The sequence below is a fragment of the Pseudomonas sp. FP603 genome, assembly GCF_030687415.1.
GTDB lineage: Bacteria > Pseudomonadota > Gammaproteobacteria > Pseudomonadales > Pseudomonadaceae > Aquipseudomonas > Aquipseudomonas wuhanensis.
In genome coordinates, this window is record NZ_CP117431.1 from 1,509,512 (window position 1) to 1,525,260 (window position 15,749).

General features: G+C 58.4%; 5 protein-coding genes. 3 read left to right on the forward strand and 2 right to left on the reverse strand.

Annotated elements, in window-relative coordinates; all coding sequences use genetic code 11:
* Nucleotides 1-115 precede the first annotated feature (115 nt).
* From PSH65_RS06920 to PSH65_RS06930, 3 genes are read left to right on the forward strand one after another with little or no spacing between them, the layout of a single operon-like run.
* On the forward strand, nucleotides 116-4,801 hold the full coding sequence (locus tag PSH65_RS06920; RefSeq protein WP_305425501.1) for a Tc toxin subunit A: 4,686 nt from the start codon (nucleotides 116-118) through the stop codon (nucleotides 4,799-4,801).
* Nucleotides 4,802-4,804: 3 nt separating this feature from the next.
* On the forward strand, nucleotides 4,805-9,301 hold the full coding sequence (locus PSH65_RS06925; protein ID WP_305425502.1) for a neuraminidase-like domain-containing protein: 4,497 nt from the start codon (nucleotides 4,805-4,807) through the stop codon (nucleotides 9,299-9,301).
* Nucleotides 9,302-9,321: 20 nt separating this feature from the next.
* The gene (locus PSH65_RS06930; RefSeq protein WP_305425503.1) at nucleotides 9,322-12,888 is read left to right on the forward strand and encodes a hypothetical protein; all 3,567 of its coding nucleotides are present in this window, start codon (nucleotides 9,322-9,324) and stop codon (nucleotides 12,886-12,888) included.
* Nucleotides 12,889-12,919: 31 nt separating this feature from the next.
* On the opposite strand, the gene PSH65_RS06935 is transcribed toward PSH65_RS06930, so the two are convergent.
* Nucleotides 12,920-14,251, reverse strand: coding sequence for a DUF58 domain-containing protein (locus tag PSH65_RS06935; RefSeq protein WP_305425504.1), 1,332 nt, complete (start codon nucleotides 14,249-14,251; stop codon nucleotides 12,920-12,922).
* A 148-nt stretch (nucleotides 14,252-14,399) separates the two neighbouring features.
* Nucleotides 14,400-15,401 (reverse strand): MoxR family ATPase, encoded by a 1,002-nt coding sequence (locus PSH65_RS06940; RefSeq protein WP_305425505.1) that lies wholly within the window; start codon nucleotides 15,399-15,401, stop codon nucleotides 14,400-14,402.
* Nucleotides 15,402-15,749: the final 348 nt, after the last annotated feature.

Sequence of the window (15,749 nt, forward strand, 5' to 3'; positions counted from 1 at the left end):
CAGATATGACAGTAGCCCTGTTTCTACAACTAGCGCTAAATCGACGTGACGCCAGCAACCGACAACTCACTTGACGGCCGATGGCACGGTTTTTTGCTGAGGGGGAGCTACCGCAATGAATGCGTCTTACAACCGTCCGGTTCATCAGTTGGTCAAGGCTGTGCTCAAAGAAAGGAACGACGCGCCCCTGCTTTTCGATGAGTACATTGCGCAGTATCCCAGCGTATTCGACTTGATAAAACAGGGCCCGGATGGTTTGCAGAAACTGGGTCTGAGTCGCAAGGAGTCCCATTCGCTGATTGCCCGTGGCAATGCCCTGGCGTTGTACGTGGCCAGGCTGTTTCGCGAGCAAAGCCTGCGCGCACTGCCGGCGCCAGACGATGAACAGGCATTGGTGCCATTGCCCACGTACAAGGAGCAATTCCAGCCGGATATCGACGCCGCAGCCCCGCCGGGCAGCCCCGAGCACAGTGCTTCGACCACCGCCTATATGGCGGCCCTGCGCGAATGGGTCAGGGACAACATCGTGCCGCACGGCGAGCCGCAACAAACCATCCCACTGGATGAACGTCGCCCCGATGTGGATGAATTGCTGATCGACGAAATGGCGATCAACCGCGTGCAGTCACGACTGGAGATCGTCGACTCGGTACTTGAAGCGCATATCCTGGCCCTGGCCCAGCCCAATGTCGAGTTGCCGAGCGTCAAGGCGTACCTGCGCACGATCCGTTTCCATAACGGCCTGCCCTACGATCATGACTGGGAAAGTATTTCCCATGTCGTCGGTACGGCCCTCAAAGGCGGGGCGTTGGGGGACATCATTCGCCGGGTCGACCTGGACTATCCATATTTCAAGAACCCGGGCGCCCGAGGATCACGTGACGACGTGGCCATGCAACTGAGTGGCAGGATCGGGCCGTTGCAGTTGTCGTTGCTGCTGGAAGACCCGTATTTTCCTTTGAACGCGACAATGGCCGAGGCATCGCTGTACAGGGTCGATCCACTGACTCGGAGGGTCGATCCGGATCCGCAAAAGTCTGCGGCCAACTTCTACCTCGACAACTTTGGCAGCCTGGCAATTGCCCTCCCAAGTTTGCGCCAGCTGTGGATTTTTAAAGATGCAACGCGCCTTGATCAGCGTCAGGTCGATTGCCTGCTAGGTCGTGGTGCCTTTACGCCAAAACTCTCGGCCAACGCCCCTGTGTTGGGTAACCCGGACGTGCCGTTAACCGGGGTGGTGGCGGGTGCCTCGTATATCCATGGGGGGCAAGGTCCTGCGATCGAGCTGGTGAAAGACGGTGTGCCGGATCAGTTCCGTTTGCATAACGTAGGAGAAGCTCCTCTTGCGGCCTTGGAGCACCGCATGGACCGCGTCAACCGCAAGTGCCGTCTGGATCGCATGCTGCAACTGCCTGGCCATCATGTCGATCAACTGCTCATGGCCGCGATGCATGCCGAGCGTCGCGGCACCGGTGAGCCGTCGATCTGGATCCGCCCCAATACCCTGCGTTGCCTGGGGCTGTTCAAGGAGCTGAATAGCGTCTATGGCTGCAAGGCCGAAGAATTCGCGGCACTCATCGACGTTCTGTCGGTGTACGGCCAGGATGGACAACTGTCGCACTTTGACCGTGTGTACAACCGGGATGCGGTGTATGAGGAACCGTTGCGTATCGATGACGTCGAGTTTGCGATCGTGCCGCGCACGCAAGCCGAGCAGGAGACGGTGCATCAGATTTGCAGCGCGCTGGAAATCAATTTCGAAACCTACCGGTACCTGGCCACGGTGATCGCCGAGGCTTATGGTCTCAAGACCCATTTGAGGCGCAGCCTGGAGATTCTCTCCAGTTTCTGGCGCCTGGTGTTTCTGGGCCGGTTGTTCGGTCTGACCCCGATTGAATCGACGGCCCTGTTGCAAACCCTGAGCGAAGGGGAAGGCCTGGTGGCACGCCTGGCGGGCGAGCCGACGGTGTCCAGTTACGGTGCGGCGGACGGTGCGGATGCACTGAGTGCCATACGCGGGTTAATGACCTGTGCCAACTGGTGCCGGGAATACGACTTGCCGCCACTGTGGTTGGTGCAAAACGTCAACCCGGTTTATGTGCCGACGGTCTGGACCGAGTCCCAGGAGCAATTGCTGCGGCAATTGCGCAGCCAGGTGCAGGCAGTGCGGGTGGACGAGGCCACGCTGCTGGAGGAGGGCGCGCCGCTACGTGATGATAAGCAGCAGCTCATAAAGTGGCTGACTGTGCTGGAACCGCTGGTGGACGACAACGGATTGGTGAAGGGGAGTGCCGAGGAAACACAGGCCCAGTATCTGGAACACGCCACTACCGTGATCAAGGATGTCGTGAGGACGATCTATCCGCAGGAAGAGGACGCCAGGCGCGAGCCCCTGGAAACACTCATCCGCACAATCGTGCTGCGCTGCCGGGACGAGCAGCGGGTAGTGGTGGAAGAGGGCATTTCTGTCTATTTGAAGCTTGATTCATTGCTGGCGACGCAGGTGTTGTCCTGGGCCCAGGGGCACCCTTATGACTTTTTGAAAGAGGCCGTGTCGTTGCAACCCGCTGATACACCACGGGTGCAGCAGGTGCTGGAGAAGCCGGATTCGTTCCTGCAAATGCTTACCGAGCTGGAGCGGCGCGGCCGGATTGCCGACAAGCTGGAGTTGAGCCCGCAGATGCTCGCCACTCTCCTGATGGGCGAGCAGTATCAATGGTTCAGTCTCGAGAGTCCTTACGAGATTTCGATCCGGGCGGTGTACTACCTGGCGTTCTACCGTCGCGTGATTTCCCGGGCCCGGCAGCCTGAGGAAAAAATCCTCGACTACCTGAGTCAGGTCAACCAGTTGCCCGACGACATGAGTGAGGACGGCCTGCGTCTGGTTCGCGATGCCGCCGCCGACAAGCTGGCGACTTATTTCGGCTGCGGGATCCGGCATGTGCTCGAGTGCGCCGAACACATCAATCACGAGATCGAAGGCAGTGACAATCCAGCCTGGCCCATTCTGCGCAATCTGGCGCACCTTGATTTGCTGGACCGCACACTGGAGCTGGCCCGGCACGGGATGGACATCACTGCCGCGCTCAGCCTGGGCGCGTTGTTCCCGCTGGATCCGGAGCCGCTTTACGCCAGCGCTGCACAAAACGCTCTGGAAAGCCTGTCCCGGTTCAATGCCATGACTGCTCAACAGGATTCGGCGGAAGTCGGCCAGAGTTTTACTACCCGTTGTGTGGTGGACAACCCGACTCTGATTGCGAACCTGCCACAGGAAGTCGCGGAGTTTGAAATCACGCTCCTCGACTTTTACGGCGAGCCACTCAAAGGGGTCGATCTTCACGTCGGTACAGACCTTGGGGCGGTGCTCACGCCTGTGATCAGGACGGATGACAAGGGGCGCGCCTGGGCGCAGTTGCAGGCCGGGGCAAGGATGGGAACCGCCCATGTTTACTACAGTGTGCCGCTTTACGAGCCGGTTTATGCCCCATCGGTGATGATCGATTGCGATGAGGCGACCCTGAAGTTCAACTCCGAGTTGAGCGGATTGCCGCCCAAAGATCCGGTGCTGGCAGGCCGTCTGTGGGAACAAGAGATGTACGCCGTGCTGATCGACGATTACGGCAACAAGGGCGCTCACCGTCAGGTGGCCTGGTCCACGACGCTGGGTGAAATTCGTCCCAGCCAAACGTTCACCGACAAGGATGGCCTGAGCCGTGTATGGATCTCCAGCCTGAGTCCGGGTAATGCCACCCTCACAGTCAGGAACATGGAGGGCAGTCACAGTCTCACGTTCAGTCGTCCCATCGTGTTTGCAGACAAACCGCGGATTTTCGACACGCCTTCAATCACCACGGTGGCGATGGTCGGTCATGCCTTGCCGGTGCGCTGTCGGGTCGTCGGACTGGATGATGCGCCCGTAGAAGGCCAGAAGGTGATGTGGTGGACCAGTGAAGAACCGGCAAAAATCGAGCGACTCAGCGACGCCGACGGGTTCTCCGATTTTTCCGTGGCCAATCCGCAGAGGGGCGATTTGACAGTCTTCGCACAGCTGGGCAGTGATCCCGTTGTCGAGTTCAAGGTGTGGGTGGCCAGTGATGCGGTGATCCAGAACTACTCGGAGGTCATTCGCTTCCCGGTGGCCGGGGCTTTTCGGCCGACTTTGTTGTGGGTGGATGTGAAGGAATCGAGCGACGCGCAGGCGAAGCCGGTGGGCAATTATCCGGTGAGGTGGAAGGTCAATTCGAATCCCCCCGTGGAAATCATCATGGCGACCGATGCTCAAGGGCGATCAGTGTACCCGTTCAAGTCGGCGACGGCGGGTGACTTCGTTGTGACCGCCGATTTGGCGCTCCACCCAACGCACCAGCGACAATTCGATCTGACAGTGATTGAAGCCTTTGGATGGAAAGTCGAGCTGATCACCATTGAGTCCAGGAGTGAAACAAGCGTGCCGATCACCCCGGGAACAGATGTGCTCACCCTGTTCAGAAATGGCCATTACCGTCTGGAAATCTCACCGGTCGACGCCACGCAGCTCAAGGGCAGCCAGGGGGCGCTGGGATGGAGTTCCGATTACACCACCCAGGCGTTGGGAATGGTGTTCACACCACCGCTGGCCACGCGCTTTGAATTCACCGATGCCCCCTATGAGGTGGAGATCCAGACCGCAAACATCCGCAACGGTCGGTTCCAGTTGAATCTGTTTTGCGATCGTCTGAATGAGGCGCTGGTGCTCGAAGGCACTCTGGACAAGCGCCCTGTCACTCGCCGCTCGGGTGATCACGCAGTGACAGGGAGATAAACAATGGAAACGCTCCAGATCAATGAGCTGACAGAACGCTACACGGCGGCGATGGTGGAAGCCGTGTTGGGGCAGAAACTGTGGTCAGGTGCAGTCACCCTGAGAACCCCCGATGAGTTGAGCGAGTATCTGATGCTCGATACTCAGGACAGCGCCCAACTGGAAGCCACCCGGATTTCCTCGACCGTGCGTTGCTTGCAGCAGCATATCCAGTCGGTCTACAGCGGCATGGAGAAGGGATACGAAAACAGCCATTTTGAAGACGAGGACTTGCAATACTGGTATCGGTTTCTGAGTCACTACAGCACGTGGTCGGCCAATGTGCTGCTTAAGGATCAGGCGGAAAACTACATTATCCCGTCACTTCGCCTGAAAAAAACCACCTTGTTCCGGGCCTTGGAAAACAGCCTGAATCAGATGCGCCTGAGTACCGAGTCGGTGCAAAGAGGATTGATGGAGTACACACAGGCCTTCCAGCGCCTCTGTGATCTTGACGTGCTCAGTGGCTACATCGATGGAGAGAACGTTCAGGATGCCCGCTATTACTTGATCGGACAGGAGCGGACAGCGCCGCTTGCCTACTACTTGCGCAGTGTCAAAGTCGAACTGGACAACCACAGCAAAAAAATCAACCCCGCCGCCTGGGGGGAATGGCAGAAGATTGATATCGCCACCACCGGCGCCGTGGTGGATATCCGCTGTGTGAACTGGCTGGGACTGCCGGTCATGGTCTGGTGTGAATGGCGTGAACGCCAGATCGATAGCAACGGCGTGGTGCAGACACCCTGGTCGCTGGAGATCAAACTTGCCTTCAGCTCCCTGAACGGCCAGTGGTCGGCTCCGCTGTCGTTGCATCAGCGTGACAGTGAGTACGACATTTCCAATGGCCGGTTGACCGTTGTGTCACTGGGCGATGGCGATCCACGGGACGACCGTTTGGCCGTTTGTTATACCAACCGTCACGGCCTGGATGGTCAGACCCCGTTCCATGACATAGAAATTCATGAAACGCGCGATGCGTTGTTCCGCAAGGTACCCGATGACACCGCAACCCTGCTGGCGATGACCTTCGGTCGCTTCGGGAACGCGGCCAGTCTGCAACAAAAGGTGGTGCCTGCGGACTATTCGACAGTCACCATCAGTAGCACCGAGGAAACGCCGGGTCCAATCACGGCGAATTTGTTTCTGGACGCCATCCATACACGCGAACAGGGGACGGACAGCAACTTCTATGAGGTGCTCAGGGTTCGGGGCCGCTGCGATGCGGTGAAAGAAGAAGGGCGGGTGCTCGAACGGTTGTCGATCAGTTGGCGGGCGGTGACGAGCAATGCGTCCTTTGACGTCAGGGTTGTAGACGCCGGCGAACAACAGCTACGGATTACGCTGACCACGCACCAGAAGCCGGTGCAGGATTATGCGGTGGAGCTGCCCAAAGACGCTGCCAGGGAGGTTGTCCATTCATTCGTCGCCAGTGACTTCAAGGAAACATCAATGGGCGACGGTATCTGGGTGGCAGAAGCCGTAGCGGCGTTATCCTCCACTGCGCTCGCGTATTTACTTGGCAGAAGTCGGGACGAAATTATTGCGGGGAGCGGTTTCTCCATCAGCCACCTGGGGAACGCCGTTCTTAACGAACAGAATCAAGTGGTACCCCGTATTCTGTATTTCTCCGTGGCGTTCCAGCTCAAATTTCCGGCGCGGACTGTAGTTGATCCGACGGACTGGTATTCGACTGGCTTTTTGAATGGTCACTATGCAACCCCCTGGCTGACATACCGCCGACAAACCCCATCAATGGGTATCGAAAATTTTCCCATTGAATCACCGATCGACTTTTTTTTCGGTGAGGCGGAGGACAAAACAGGATACGGACGCAACAAGTTCTCGGTCTTGCTGAAGGAACGGCCGCGGTTGTACACGACCCCGTCCATCGATAAGAGCAGCGCCGAGGGGGCGCAGTTTCTGAGCTTCAACAACGCTGATCAGGCGCTCAAGTTCTCACGGGTGAACTCAACGTTCGGCCCCGTGTTGACCAGCCGTGCGGCGGTCTCGGTCGATGCATTGCTGGCCTGGGACACCCAGCATGTCGACGAGCCACCCATGCCCGATGGAAAGATTGAGGAAAACGGGCCATTCGACGGCTGCAACGGTTTGTACTTCTGGGAGTTGTTTTTCCATACACCGGATCTGGTGGGTTCGCGCTTGTCGGCGGAGGGCCGTCACCACGAAGCGCAAGCCTGGTACGAATATGTCTTCAATCCGTTGGCGCGCGAAATCACGCCCCCGGAGAATCCGCAGCCCGGTGATCCGGTGGTCATTGAGGCGCCGGCGTATTGGCGCTGCCGGCCGCTGCAAAACCAGAACATCGAATGCTCGTATGAAAGCGCGGCGCCGTCGGACCCGGATGCGATCGGGTACTGCGCGCCGATTCACTTCAAGATCGCCATTTTTCTGCGTTACTTGGAAAACCTGATCGAATGGGGCGACGCTCTTTATCGTCACCTGGATTACGACAGCATGGTTCACGCAGCGCTCAATTACAGCAGAGCCCTGACGTTGATCGGTGAAGATCCGGTCACTCGAACGGCCAGCACCTGGGAACCCAAGAAGCTAAGCGACGTGCTGACCATGATCAGAGGGCGTGATCCGCTCAAGGCTTTTGAAGCCGGCCTTGAATTCAGCCTGACCGATGTGCCTGCCGCGATGCAGACCACACCGCGTTTCGATCTGTTGGGTTCCGGTGTGTTCCGGCCCGGGATCAACGAACGGCCCAAAGCTTTGTGGACGCTGCTCAACGCGCGATTGAACAACTTGCGCAACAATCGTTCGATCGATGGTCAGCCACTGTCGATTCCACTGTTCAACCGGACGATGGATCCGCTGGAGCTGTTGCGTGCGCAAGCCAACGGCAATCCGGGCACCGCTCGCAATCCGGGTGGTCAGGTGCAGGTGGTGCCCTACAAATGGCAGACCGTGTACAACCTGGCGCTGCAAGGCGTGGAGTTTCTGATCCAGCAGGAGGATCAGCTAAGGTCATGGCTGGAACTGCGTGACCGGGGAGAGCTGGAGGAGCTGCAGCAAAACCACATGATCGAGCTGGCCGACTATGCCCGCTCGATCCACGAGGCGACGATCGCCCAGCTCGAGGCGACGGCTGCGTCATTGAGGCAAAGCGAAAGTATGGTCAAGGCCCGGGCGCAGCATTATGAGCTATTGATTCAGGAAGGGGTTTCAGGGGCGGAATATGGCGTGCTGGAAAAAAACAGGTTGGCCCGATCTGTCGCCGTTGGCGCCGGGATATTGCGGACAACGGGGGCGATGCTGGATTTACTTCCCAATATCTACGGGACGTCCAACGGTGGCATGCGTCCGGCGGCCATCCCTTATGCTTTTGCCGAGGTTGCTCAACTGACGGCGGATCTCATGATGCGCGAAGCCGAGGAGGCCAGCATCATTGAGCAACAACGGCGGCGCAAACAAGAGTGGGAGCTTGCCCGCGATCAATCCAATGCCGAGGCTCGGGTGTTGCGCGAGCAACTGCTGGCGCAGGACCACGCGATCAGCGCCGCCCAGGCCAGCCTGCAACAGACCGAAATAGCCAACACCCAAGCCAGGGCGGTGTACGCGTTCTACAAAAATCGCACGACTGGCCGGGAGTTGAGTAACTGGGTCGTGGGGCAAGTGAAGACCCTTATCTACCAGGTCTACGACGTCGTTGCCGGGCTGTGCCTGTGTGCCGAAACCTGTTGGCAGTATGAAATGGCCGATTACAAGACCCGGTTTGTTCGACCGGATGTCTGGATGGACACTTATCACGGGTTCACCACCGGCCAATCGTTGAAACTGGATCTGCTGAGGATGGCGGCTGCGCGCATCAAGCGCGACGAGCACCGGCTGCAGTTAGTCAAAACGATATCGCTCAAGAGTCTGGACGCGACCCGATGGAGCAGCTTCAAAAGCTCGGGAAAACTGGACATCAAGCTCAACGAAAAACTCTTCAATGAAGACTATCCGGGGCATTACTGCCGTCAGGCCAAGGCATTGTCACTGACCTTTCCCGGTCTGTTGGGACCGTACCAGAATATCTGCGGCACGCTGGTGCAAATCAGCAGTTCTACGCTGCTTGAACCGGATCTTGAGGCTGTCAAATACCTGCACACGTCGTCTGGCGTTGCGCCGCCAGGTTCGCTGGTGCAGAACCTGCGCCCTTACCAACAGATCGGGTTGTCCTTGGGGCTGGACGACAACGGCATTGCCAAGTGGGTGGACGATGGCCGTTATCTGCCTTTCGAAGGTACGGGCGCCCATGCTGAATATGTACTGACACTTCCCAGGCATGAGCAGCCTGCCCAAGGGCGTCTTCTGGACTCATTGACGGACGTCATTCTGACGCTGATTTATTCGGCGCGAGATGGCGGGCAGCTCTTCGCCAGCAACGTTGAAGACTTGCTCGGACCCAATGCCGAAAACAATTCGACCGACAAGGCCACGCGTACCTAGCGTGCAAGGATGACGCCGTCATGAAAGAAGAAGATGTTTATGCCAACCATAACTTCATCGCCAACGGTGATTTTGCGAATGGTCTGGACGACTGGACGATCAACGACGAGAGAAAGGTCACCCGACAGGAAGGGATTTGGCAGGGCCAAACGATCGGCTTCATGAACACCGTCAATATGGGGGAGGGTTATCAATCAATCTCGCTGGCACTGCTGCCCCGCCCGACGCCTGGCAGAGCAGATTACCTGCTGAAGTTATGGTACGAGGCGGTTCAAGGCGCGGTAGGTACGCTGCGGATCAATCCGGGGTTGGGAGGGCAGCTGGATCTAACGCTTGTACCTTCGCGCGAGGCCGAGGCTGAACCCGAAAAAGTGTTGGCGCCTGACGAACTTCTGCTGGATCTCAATCTTGTCGAGTACCTCCACACACTCACGCTCGACGCTGATGAAGAGACCGTCAAATTTACCGTCATCAGTCCGGACAATGGTGGGCCGGGTCGGCCTGGCGCCGTGCGGGTCGCTTTCGTACGTGTGGAATTGTTGCTGGAGCCTTTGCGGCTGGACAGCGTGATGATTGATGGCGAGACACAGTCCCCCGACAAAAAACTGTACCTGTGCTTTGGTGCCCGTCATCAGGTGGCATTGCAACTGGCGGGCGACAGTGTGTGGTCTGAAACGCATGCGGGACTACTCGTGAATGATGGGGTGGTTGACCCCGAGGACATTCTCGATGCCGACCCGGTGTGGGGGCGGGAACATCCCGTGGCCAATCCGTGGGAAATCTCCTGTCGCGGGATTGATGAAGACAAAGAGATTGAGCACACCCTGGCCGTGCGCAGCCAGTACACCGCCGATACCTACCCGCTGAGCACGGTCTCCGGGCACTTTCAGCTCGACGTCATTGCACTGAAGGAGGCGGCCTGGTATCCGGTGATCGACCTAAATCAAAGTGTGGAGCTGCGTGTGCGGGTGGAGTCCCATTACACCCGAACGCCTCTGGCCAACCGCCAGGTCACCTGGACGCTGAAAGGCCCGACTGTTGCAGACGATGTCGTGTTGTTCGGGCAACTTTCGGACGAGAACGGTGAGGCCGGTTTTACCTGGACACCGGATACCGCAGGCGATTGGCAAATCGAAGCCTCTGTAGACAGTCACTATAAAAAGGAAGATGCCCGGTATGTGTTCGCGGTGCGTGCGCTGAAGGAGGATCCATGGTTGAGCGCAAAATTTGCACTGGATGGCTCGTTGCGTGAATGGATTTGGGGAGGCGAAACGGGATATCCCTGCCGCGGCGCAACTCATGACGTGGTGCTGGCCTTTGCGGACGGTCATGTATTGGCCGAAACCCAACTAGCGTTGCATTGGGAGGGCGACGACACTCCGGTCGGCCTGGGGATGGGTTTCACGCCGGATCTTGACGACCTCAACCCGGTGGAAGGGTCGGGGCGTCAGTGGAAGATGGTGTGTGGCAATCTGAGGGACAGTCTTTTCGGGTTCAGTGTCAGTTGTTCGAAGCTGTTGAATCGCTCGCCCTTGCAAGAGCTGGTACTGGCCCATAACTGGTTGACCATCGGTGAAGTGAAGCTTCCGACGAGGTTTCCTTCGGTGGGCGGTGCTTCCCTGCCATTGCAGGTTCAAATCCTGTCGGGTGTTCCGGGTGTGGGGGCCGTGACGGGAGTTGATGTCGTATGGCGTCTCAGGGATAAGCCGGATCAGAGACTGCCGACGGGCGCTGACGGTTGGTCTCAATACGACTTCAACCCTGAAGAGGAAGGCTCCTTCACGGTCACGGCCAAAGTCGCCAGCCCTTACGATGGTGCGGATGTCGAACATCGGTTCGAGCTCACGGTTCTACCTGAAAATCCGCTGGCAGGTTTGACCAAGGTGACATTGGCTGGTCAGGAAGCAGGGGCGGTGGGACTTCTCTGTTTTCGCAATGCAGCATCGGTAGAGCTGTCGATTAAGCCGGTTACAGATACCTTGGTGGGCGAATTGTTTTCTCTGAAGCTGACGACCGAAGATGATCGGGATCTGGGCTTTCATTTCGAACCTGACATCGAAACTCCGCGCAGTTTGCCCCAGGATGGCTTGACTTGGCAGGTCAGTTCAACCTCCGATATCAGTGCTCGTTTCCAATTGACTGTGTGCCATGACGAGATAACGCCCTATGAGTTGCAGGGCAGATTATTGTCGACGACCCTTGAGGATGAAGGCACGCTCACTTTTGACGAAGGGGCGTTGGACCTCGCGAGTACGGCATACCCCTGCCTGGGAGGCCTGCACACCCTACGCTTTGTGCCAAAGGCCGGCAGCTTGTTGACCGGACTTGAGGTCGCAGCGAAATGGGTTGATGCGTCAACTCATGCCCTCAATATAAAACTTGCGCCGGACTATGCACGGGATCTCCAAAGTGAAGGCCTGGAGTGGACGCTTGACGCTCGCGACAGCAGTGAAGGTGGAACGTTGGCGCTAGCGTTGGAACTCCCTCAAGCCCGTTTTACATTCCCTTCAATGAATATGGTGTTGGGACACAACCGTATCAAGATCGTCGAAGTCCGTGGGCCCACGTTCGATCCGTTTGTGGGCGAAACCGTTAATTTGGAGATCAAGAGTCAGTCGCACTATACCCAGCGATCAGTACCGGGGCTCGAAGTGAGCTTCTCGCACGGGGGCACTTCAACACCCGTTCCGACATCGGACAATGGTTGGGCACGCTTTCCTTTCACCGCCACACAGCCGGGTAATGTGCAAGTCATGGCCACAGTGCCAAGCCCCTATGATGGCCCTGATGGTTCTCCCTTATTTATATTTGACCTCACGGCACTGGCCGCCGCCGGTGAATCGGATTCGCCCACGGTATTGGCGCCCACAACGCTTGCGGACGAGGGATTGTTCATGTCTGAAGAACAGAATCCGGTACCCAGTGATATCGAGATTGGTGAGGTGAGAGAGCCGGCGTTTGATCCGGTAGAGGGCGAAAGCGTCCGGATGGGCCTCATGGTTCGCTCGTCGGGCACCCGACGGGCAGCGTCCGGTGTCGAGGTGACGTTCATTGCCGAGCAGAAGCGTACCCGGGTGATGACGGGTAGTGACGGTTGGGCGTATTTAGACTATGAACCCGGGCAAGCGGGGAACGTCGAGGTGATTGCTATGCTGGAAAGCGTCAACGATGGCACCGAGGCGGCACCGTCCCATACTTTCCGTTTCAAGTCCTTGGCCGCCGGTGTCTGGGACGATGCCCTGATACAGCTGAACACGGATTTGCCCAAAACGGTGTGGGGCGCAGAAACCTGTTTTCCCCGGACCCCGCAAGCTCATACCATCGGGTTATCGTTCGACAATTTGAACGGCCAATTGCTCGGTCGCGATATTTGCCTCGGATTGAAGGGGGACTCCTCAGCCCGGGAGTCGGGATTGACCGTGCAGCCAGCACTGGGCGTTTTCAGAACATTAACTACCGCTGGTTTGAGTTGGCAGGTCACCGGCACGAACGGTGGTGCCTATGCCTTGCAACTGGAGGCGTCCCGCTTGCTCAAGCAGTCGCCAGTCAATGCGATGTCGTTGGGGCCGGTGCCGCCCGTCGATTGATCGAAGGCTAGAAGGCTAGAAGGCTAGAAGGCTAGAAGGCTGCGGCCTTCTTCCAGCTCAAATACCGCGTCACCAGCTCGGCCCCCAACTCCCCGGGCCGGGCTTGCAGCACCGCAACACCATGGGCACTCAACTGCTCATGGCGTTGCGCGCTGGCATTCAGGTAGTTCACCGCGCCGCAGTAGGCCAGCCCTTCGTCCAGTGTCTGCACTGGACGTTGACGTATTTCATCGAGCACGTTTTCCCGAAGGCTGGCCACCAACACCCGGTGCTGAGCGCTCAGCCGTTTGACGGCGGTCAACAGGTCTTCATCGTCTTCGTCGCGCAAATTAGTGACCAGGATCACCAGTGCCCTGCGTTTTTGTTTCGCCAGTAATTGATTGGCCGCTGCCTGGTAGTCGGCCGTCCGCTGGGTACTGTCGAGATCGTAAACGCTGTTGAGCAACACGTTGAGTTGACCAGTGCCTTTGACCGGAGCGAGGAAGCGCGGCTGATGGCTGGCGAACGTGCTCAGTCCCACCGCATCGCCCTGGCGTAGCGCGACATAGCTGAGCAACAAACAGGCATTGAGCGCATGGTCGAAATGCGACAACTCATCGTCCTGGCTACGCATGCGCCGCCCGCAATCAAGCATGAAAATGATCTGCTGATCACGCTCGTCCTGATACTCACGGGCAATCGGTGTGCGCTGGCGTGCCGTGGCTTTCCAGTCGATCTGACGCAGGCTGTCGCCTTCTCTGAATTCGCGCAGTTGATGAAACTCCAGGCCCAATCCGCGGCGTTGACGTTGGCGCACCCCGAGTTGGCTGAGCCAGTTATCCACCGCCAGCAATTGGCCGCCGTAGAGGCGGGCGAAGTCGGGGTAGACGCGGGTGTTGTCGACGACGTTCAGTAGACGTTTGCCTGACCATAGGCCCATCGGGCTCGGCAGTCTGATTTCACAGTGTTCGAAGGTGAAGTGGCCGCGCTTGAGTGGGCGCAGGCGATAGCCGATCTGGCTCTGTTGGCCGGGTTGCAGTTCGGCCGACAGGGGAAGCTGTTCGAAGTCCAGGCCGTGCGGCACATGGTCGAAGATGTGTACGTTCAGCGGTTGAGCAAAATCGTGCTCGATGTCCAGTCGCACTTCGCCCCATCGACCGAGCGCCAGGCTGCCGGGCATCTGCCGTTGTGCGCGGGGGGAGGGCAGGCGTTTGAGGCGGATGGCGTCGATGATCGCCAATGCCAGCAGTGCTAACAGTAGTCCCCAGTTGATCGCCAACAGGCTCGATGGAACTGCAATGTCCAGTGCCCGCAATGCGCCGAGCACGATGCCGATGGCCAGCAGCATTGCGAGCCAGATCAGCAGCAGGCGTGTGGGTTTCATCGGCGCATACCTTTTGTGGCGAGGGGGCTTGCTCCCGCTCCAGTGCGCAGCGCTGGCAAGCTCTTCGTCCTGTCAGAAATGTCGGGGCCGCTTCGCAGCCCAGCGGGAGCAAGCTCCCTCGCCACAGGGGTGATCCGCATGACGGTGTTCACAGCCGCGGCGCCGGCACTTGATCGAGCAGTTGCTTGAGCACCTGATCGACTTCCAGCCCTTCGATGTCCAGCTCCGGGGCGATGCGCACACGGTGGCGCAGAACGGCCAGGGCGCAGCCTTTGATGTCGTCGGGAATCACGAACTCGCCGCCGCGCAACAAGGCCCGGGCGCGGGCGCAACGTACCAGCGCGATTGACGCGCGAGGCCCGGCGCCCAGGGTCAACCCCGGCCAGGTCCGGGTGGTGCGGGCCAGGCGCACGGCGTAATCGAGTACCTGATCGTCCATTGGCAGATCACTGGCAATGCGCTGCAAAGCCAGCACGTCCTTGGCTTGCAACACAGTGCGCAATGGTTGCACGTCGAGCATGTCGGCCCGGGTCGAGCGGCTGACCTGGCGCACCATGTTCAATTCCTGCTCGGCATCGGGGTAGTCCATGCGCACCTTGAGCATGAAGCGGTCGAGCTCGGCTTCCGGCAACGGGTAAGTGCCTTCCTGTTCGATGGGGTTTTGCGTGGCGAGCACCATGAACGGTTGCGCGATGGGCAGGGCTCGGCCTTCGAGGGTGACCTGGCGTTCCTGCATGGCTTCGAGCAACGCCGCCTGGGTTTTCGCCGGGGCACGGTTGATCTCGTCGGCCAATAGCAGATTGGTGAATAGCGGGCCTTTGCGCAGTTTGAATTGCTCGGTTTGCAAGTCGTACACGGCGTGCCCGGTGACGTCGCTGGGCATCAGGTCCGGGGTGAACTGGATGCGCGCGTATTCACCGCCGAAGCAGCGAGCGAGGGCGCGTACCAACAATGTCTTGCCCAAACCCGGCACGCCTTCGAGCAGTACATGGCCGCCGGCGATCAGGGCGGTCAGCACATCGTCGATCACGATGTTCTGGCCGATCACGGCTTTTTGCAGTTCCGTCCTTACCGCTTGGGCCAACTGGCTGGCGCGCTGGCGCTGTTGGGCGGCGTGGGTCAGTGTGCCGGGCTCGATCTGTTCACTCATGGTTTCCGGAGCCTTGCTAACTGTTACATGTGTTTTATCTTCCATAAATCAGTTACTTACCTAATTTAACTTTTTTTAAGTTTTTTTCGCGCGTAACGAGTGAGTGATTGCCAATCTGCACGACTGCGATTCCATAGTAACCTCTCATTTGAGCTCGTCTGAAGTGGAGGCTAGGCCATGACGGCCATTTATGTTTGGGGGTAGTGCACCCCAAGTGCCGGTTAGCCTTCTGTGGTCTCGACTTCGACTCACTCTCGTTCGTTTCCGGTCGGACTGATGAAGGGTCAAAAATCAGCGCGCAGCGTCGGGATGGCAAGACGTACTACAGTGCGAACCAGCTCATTAGGT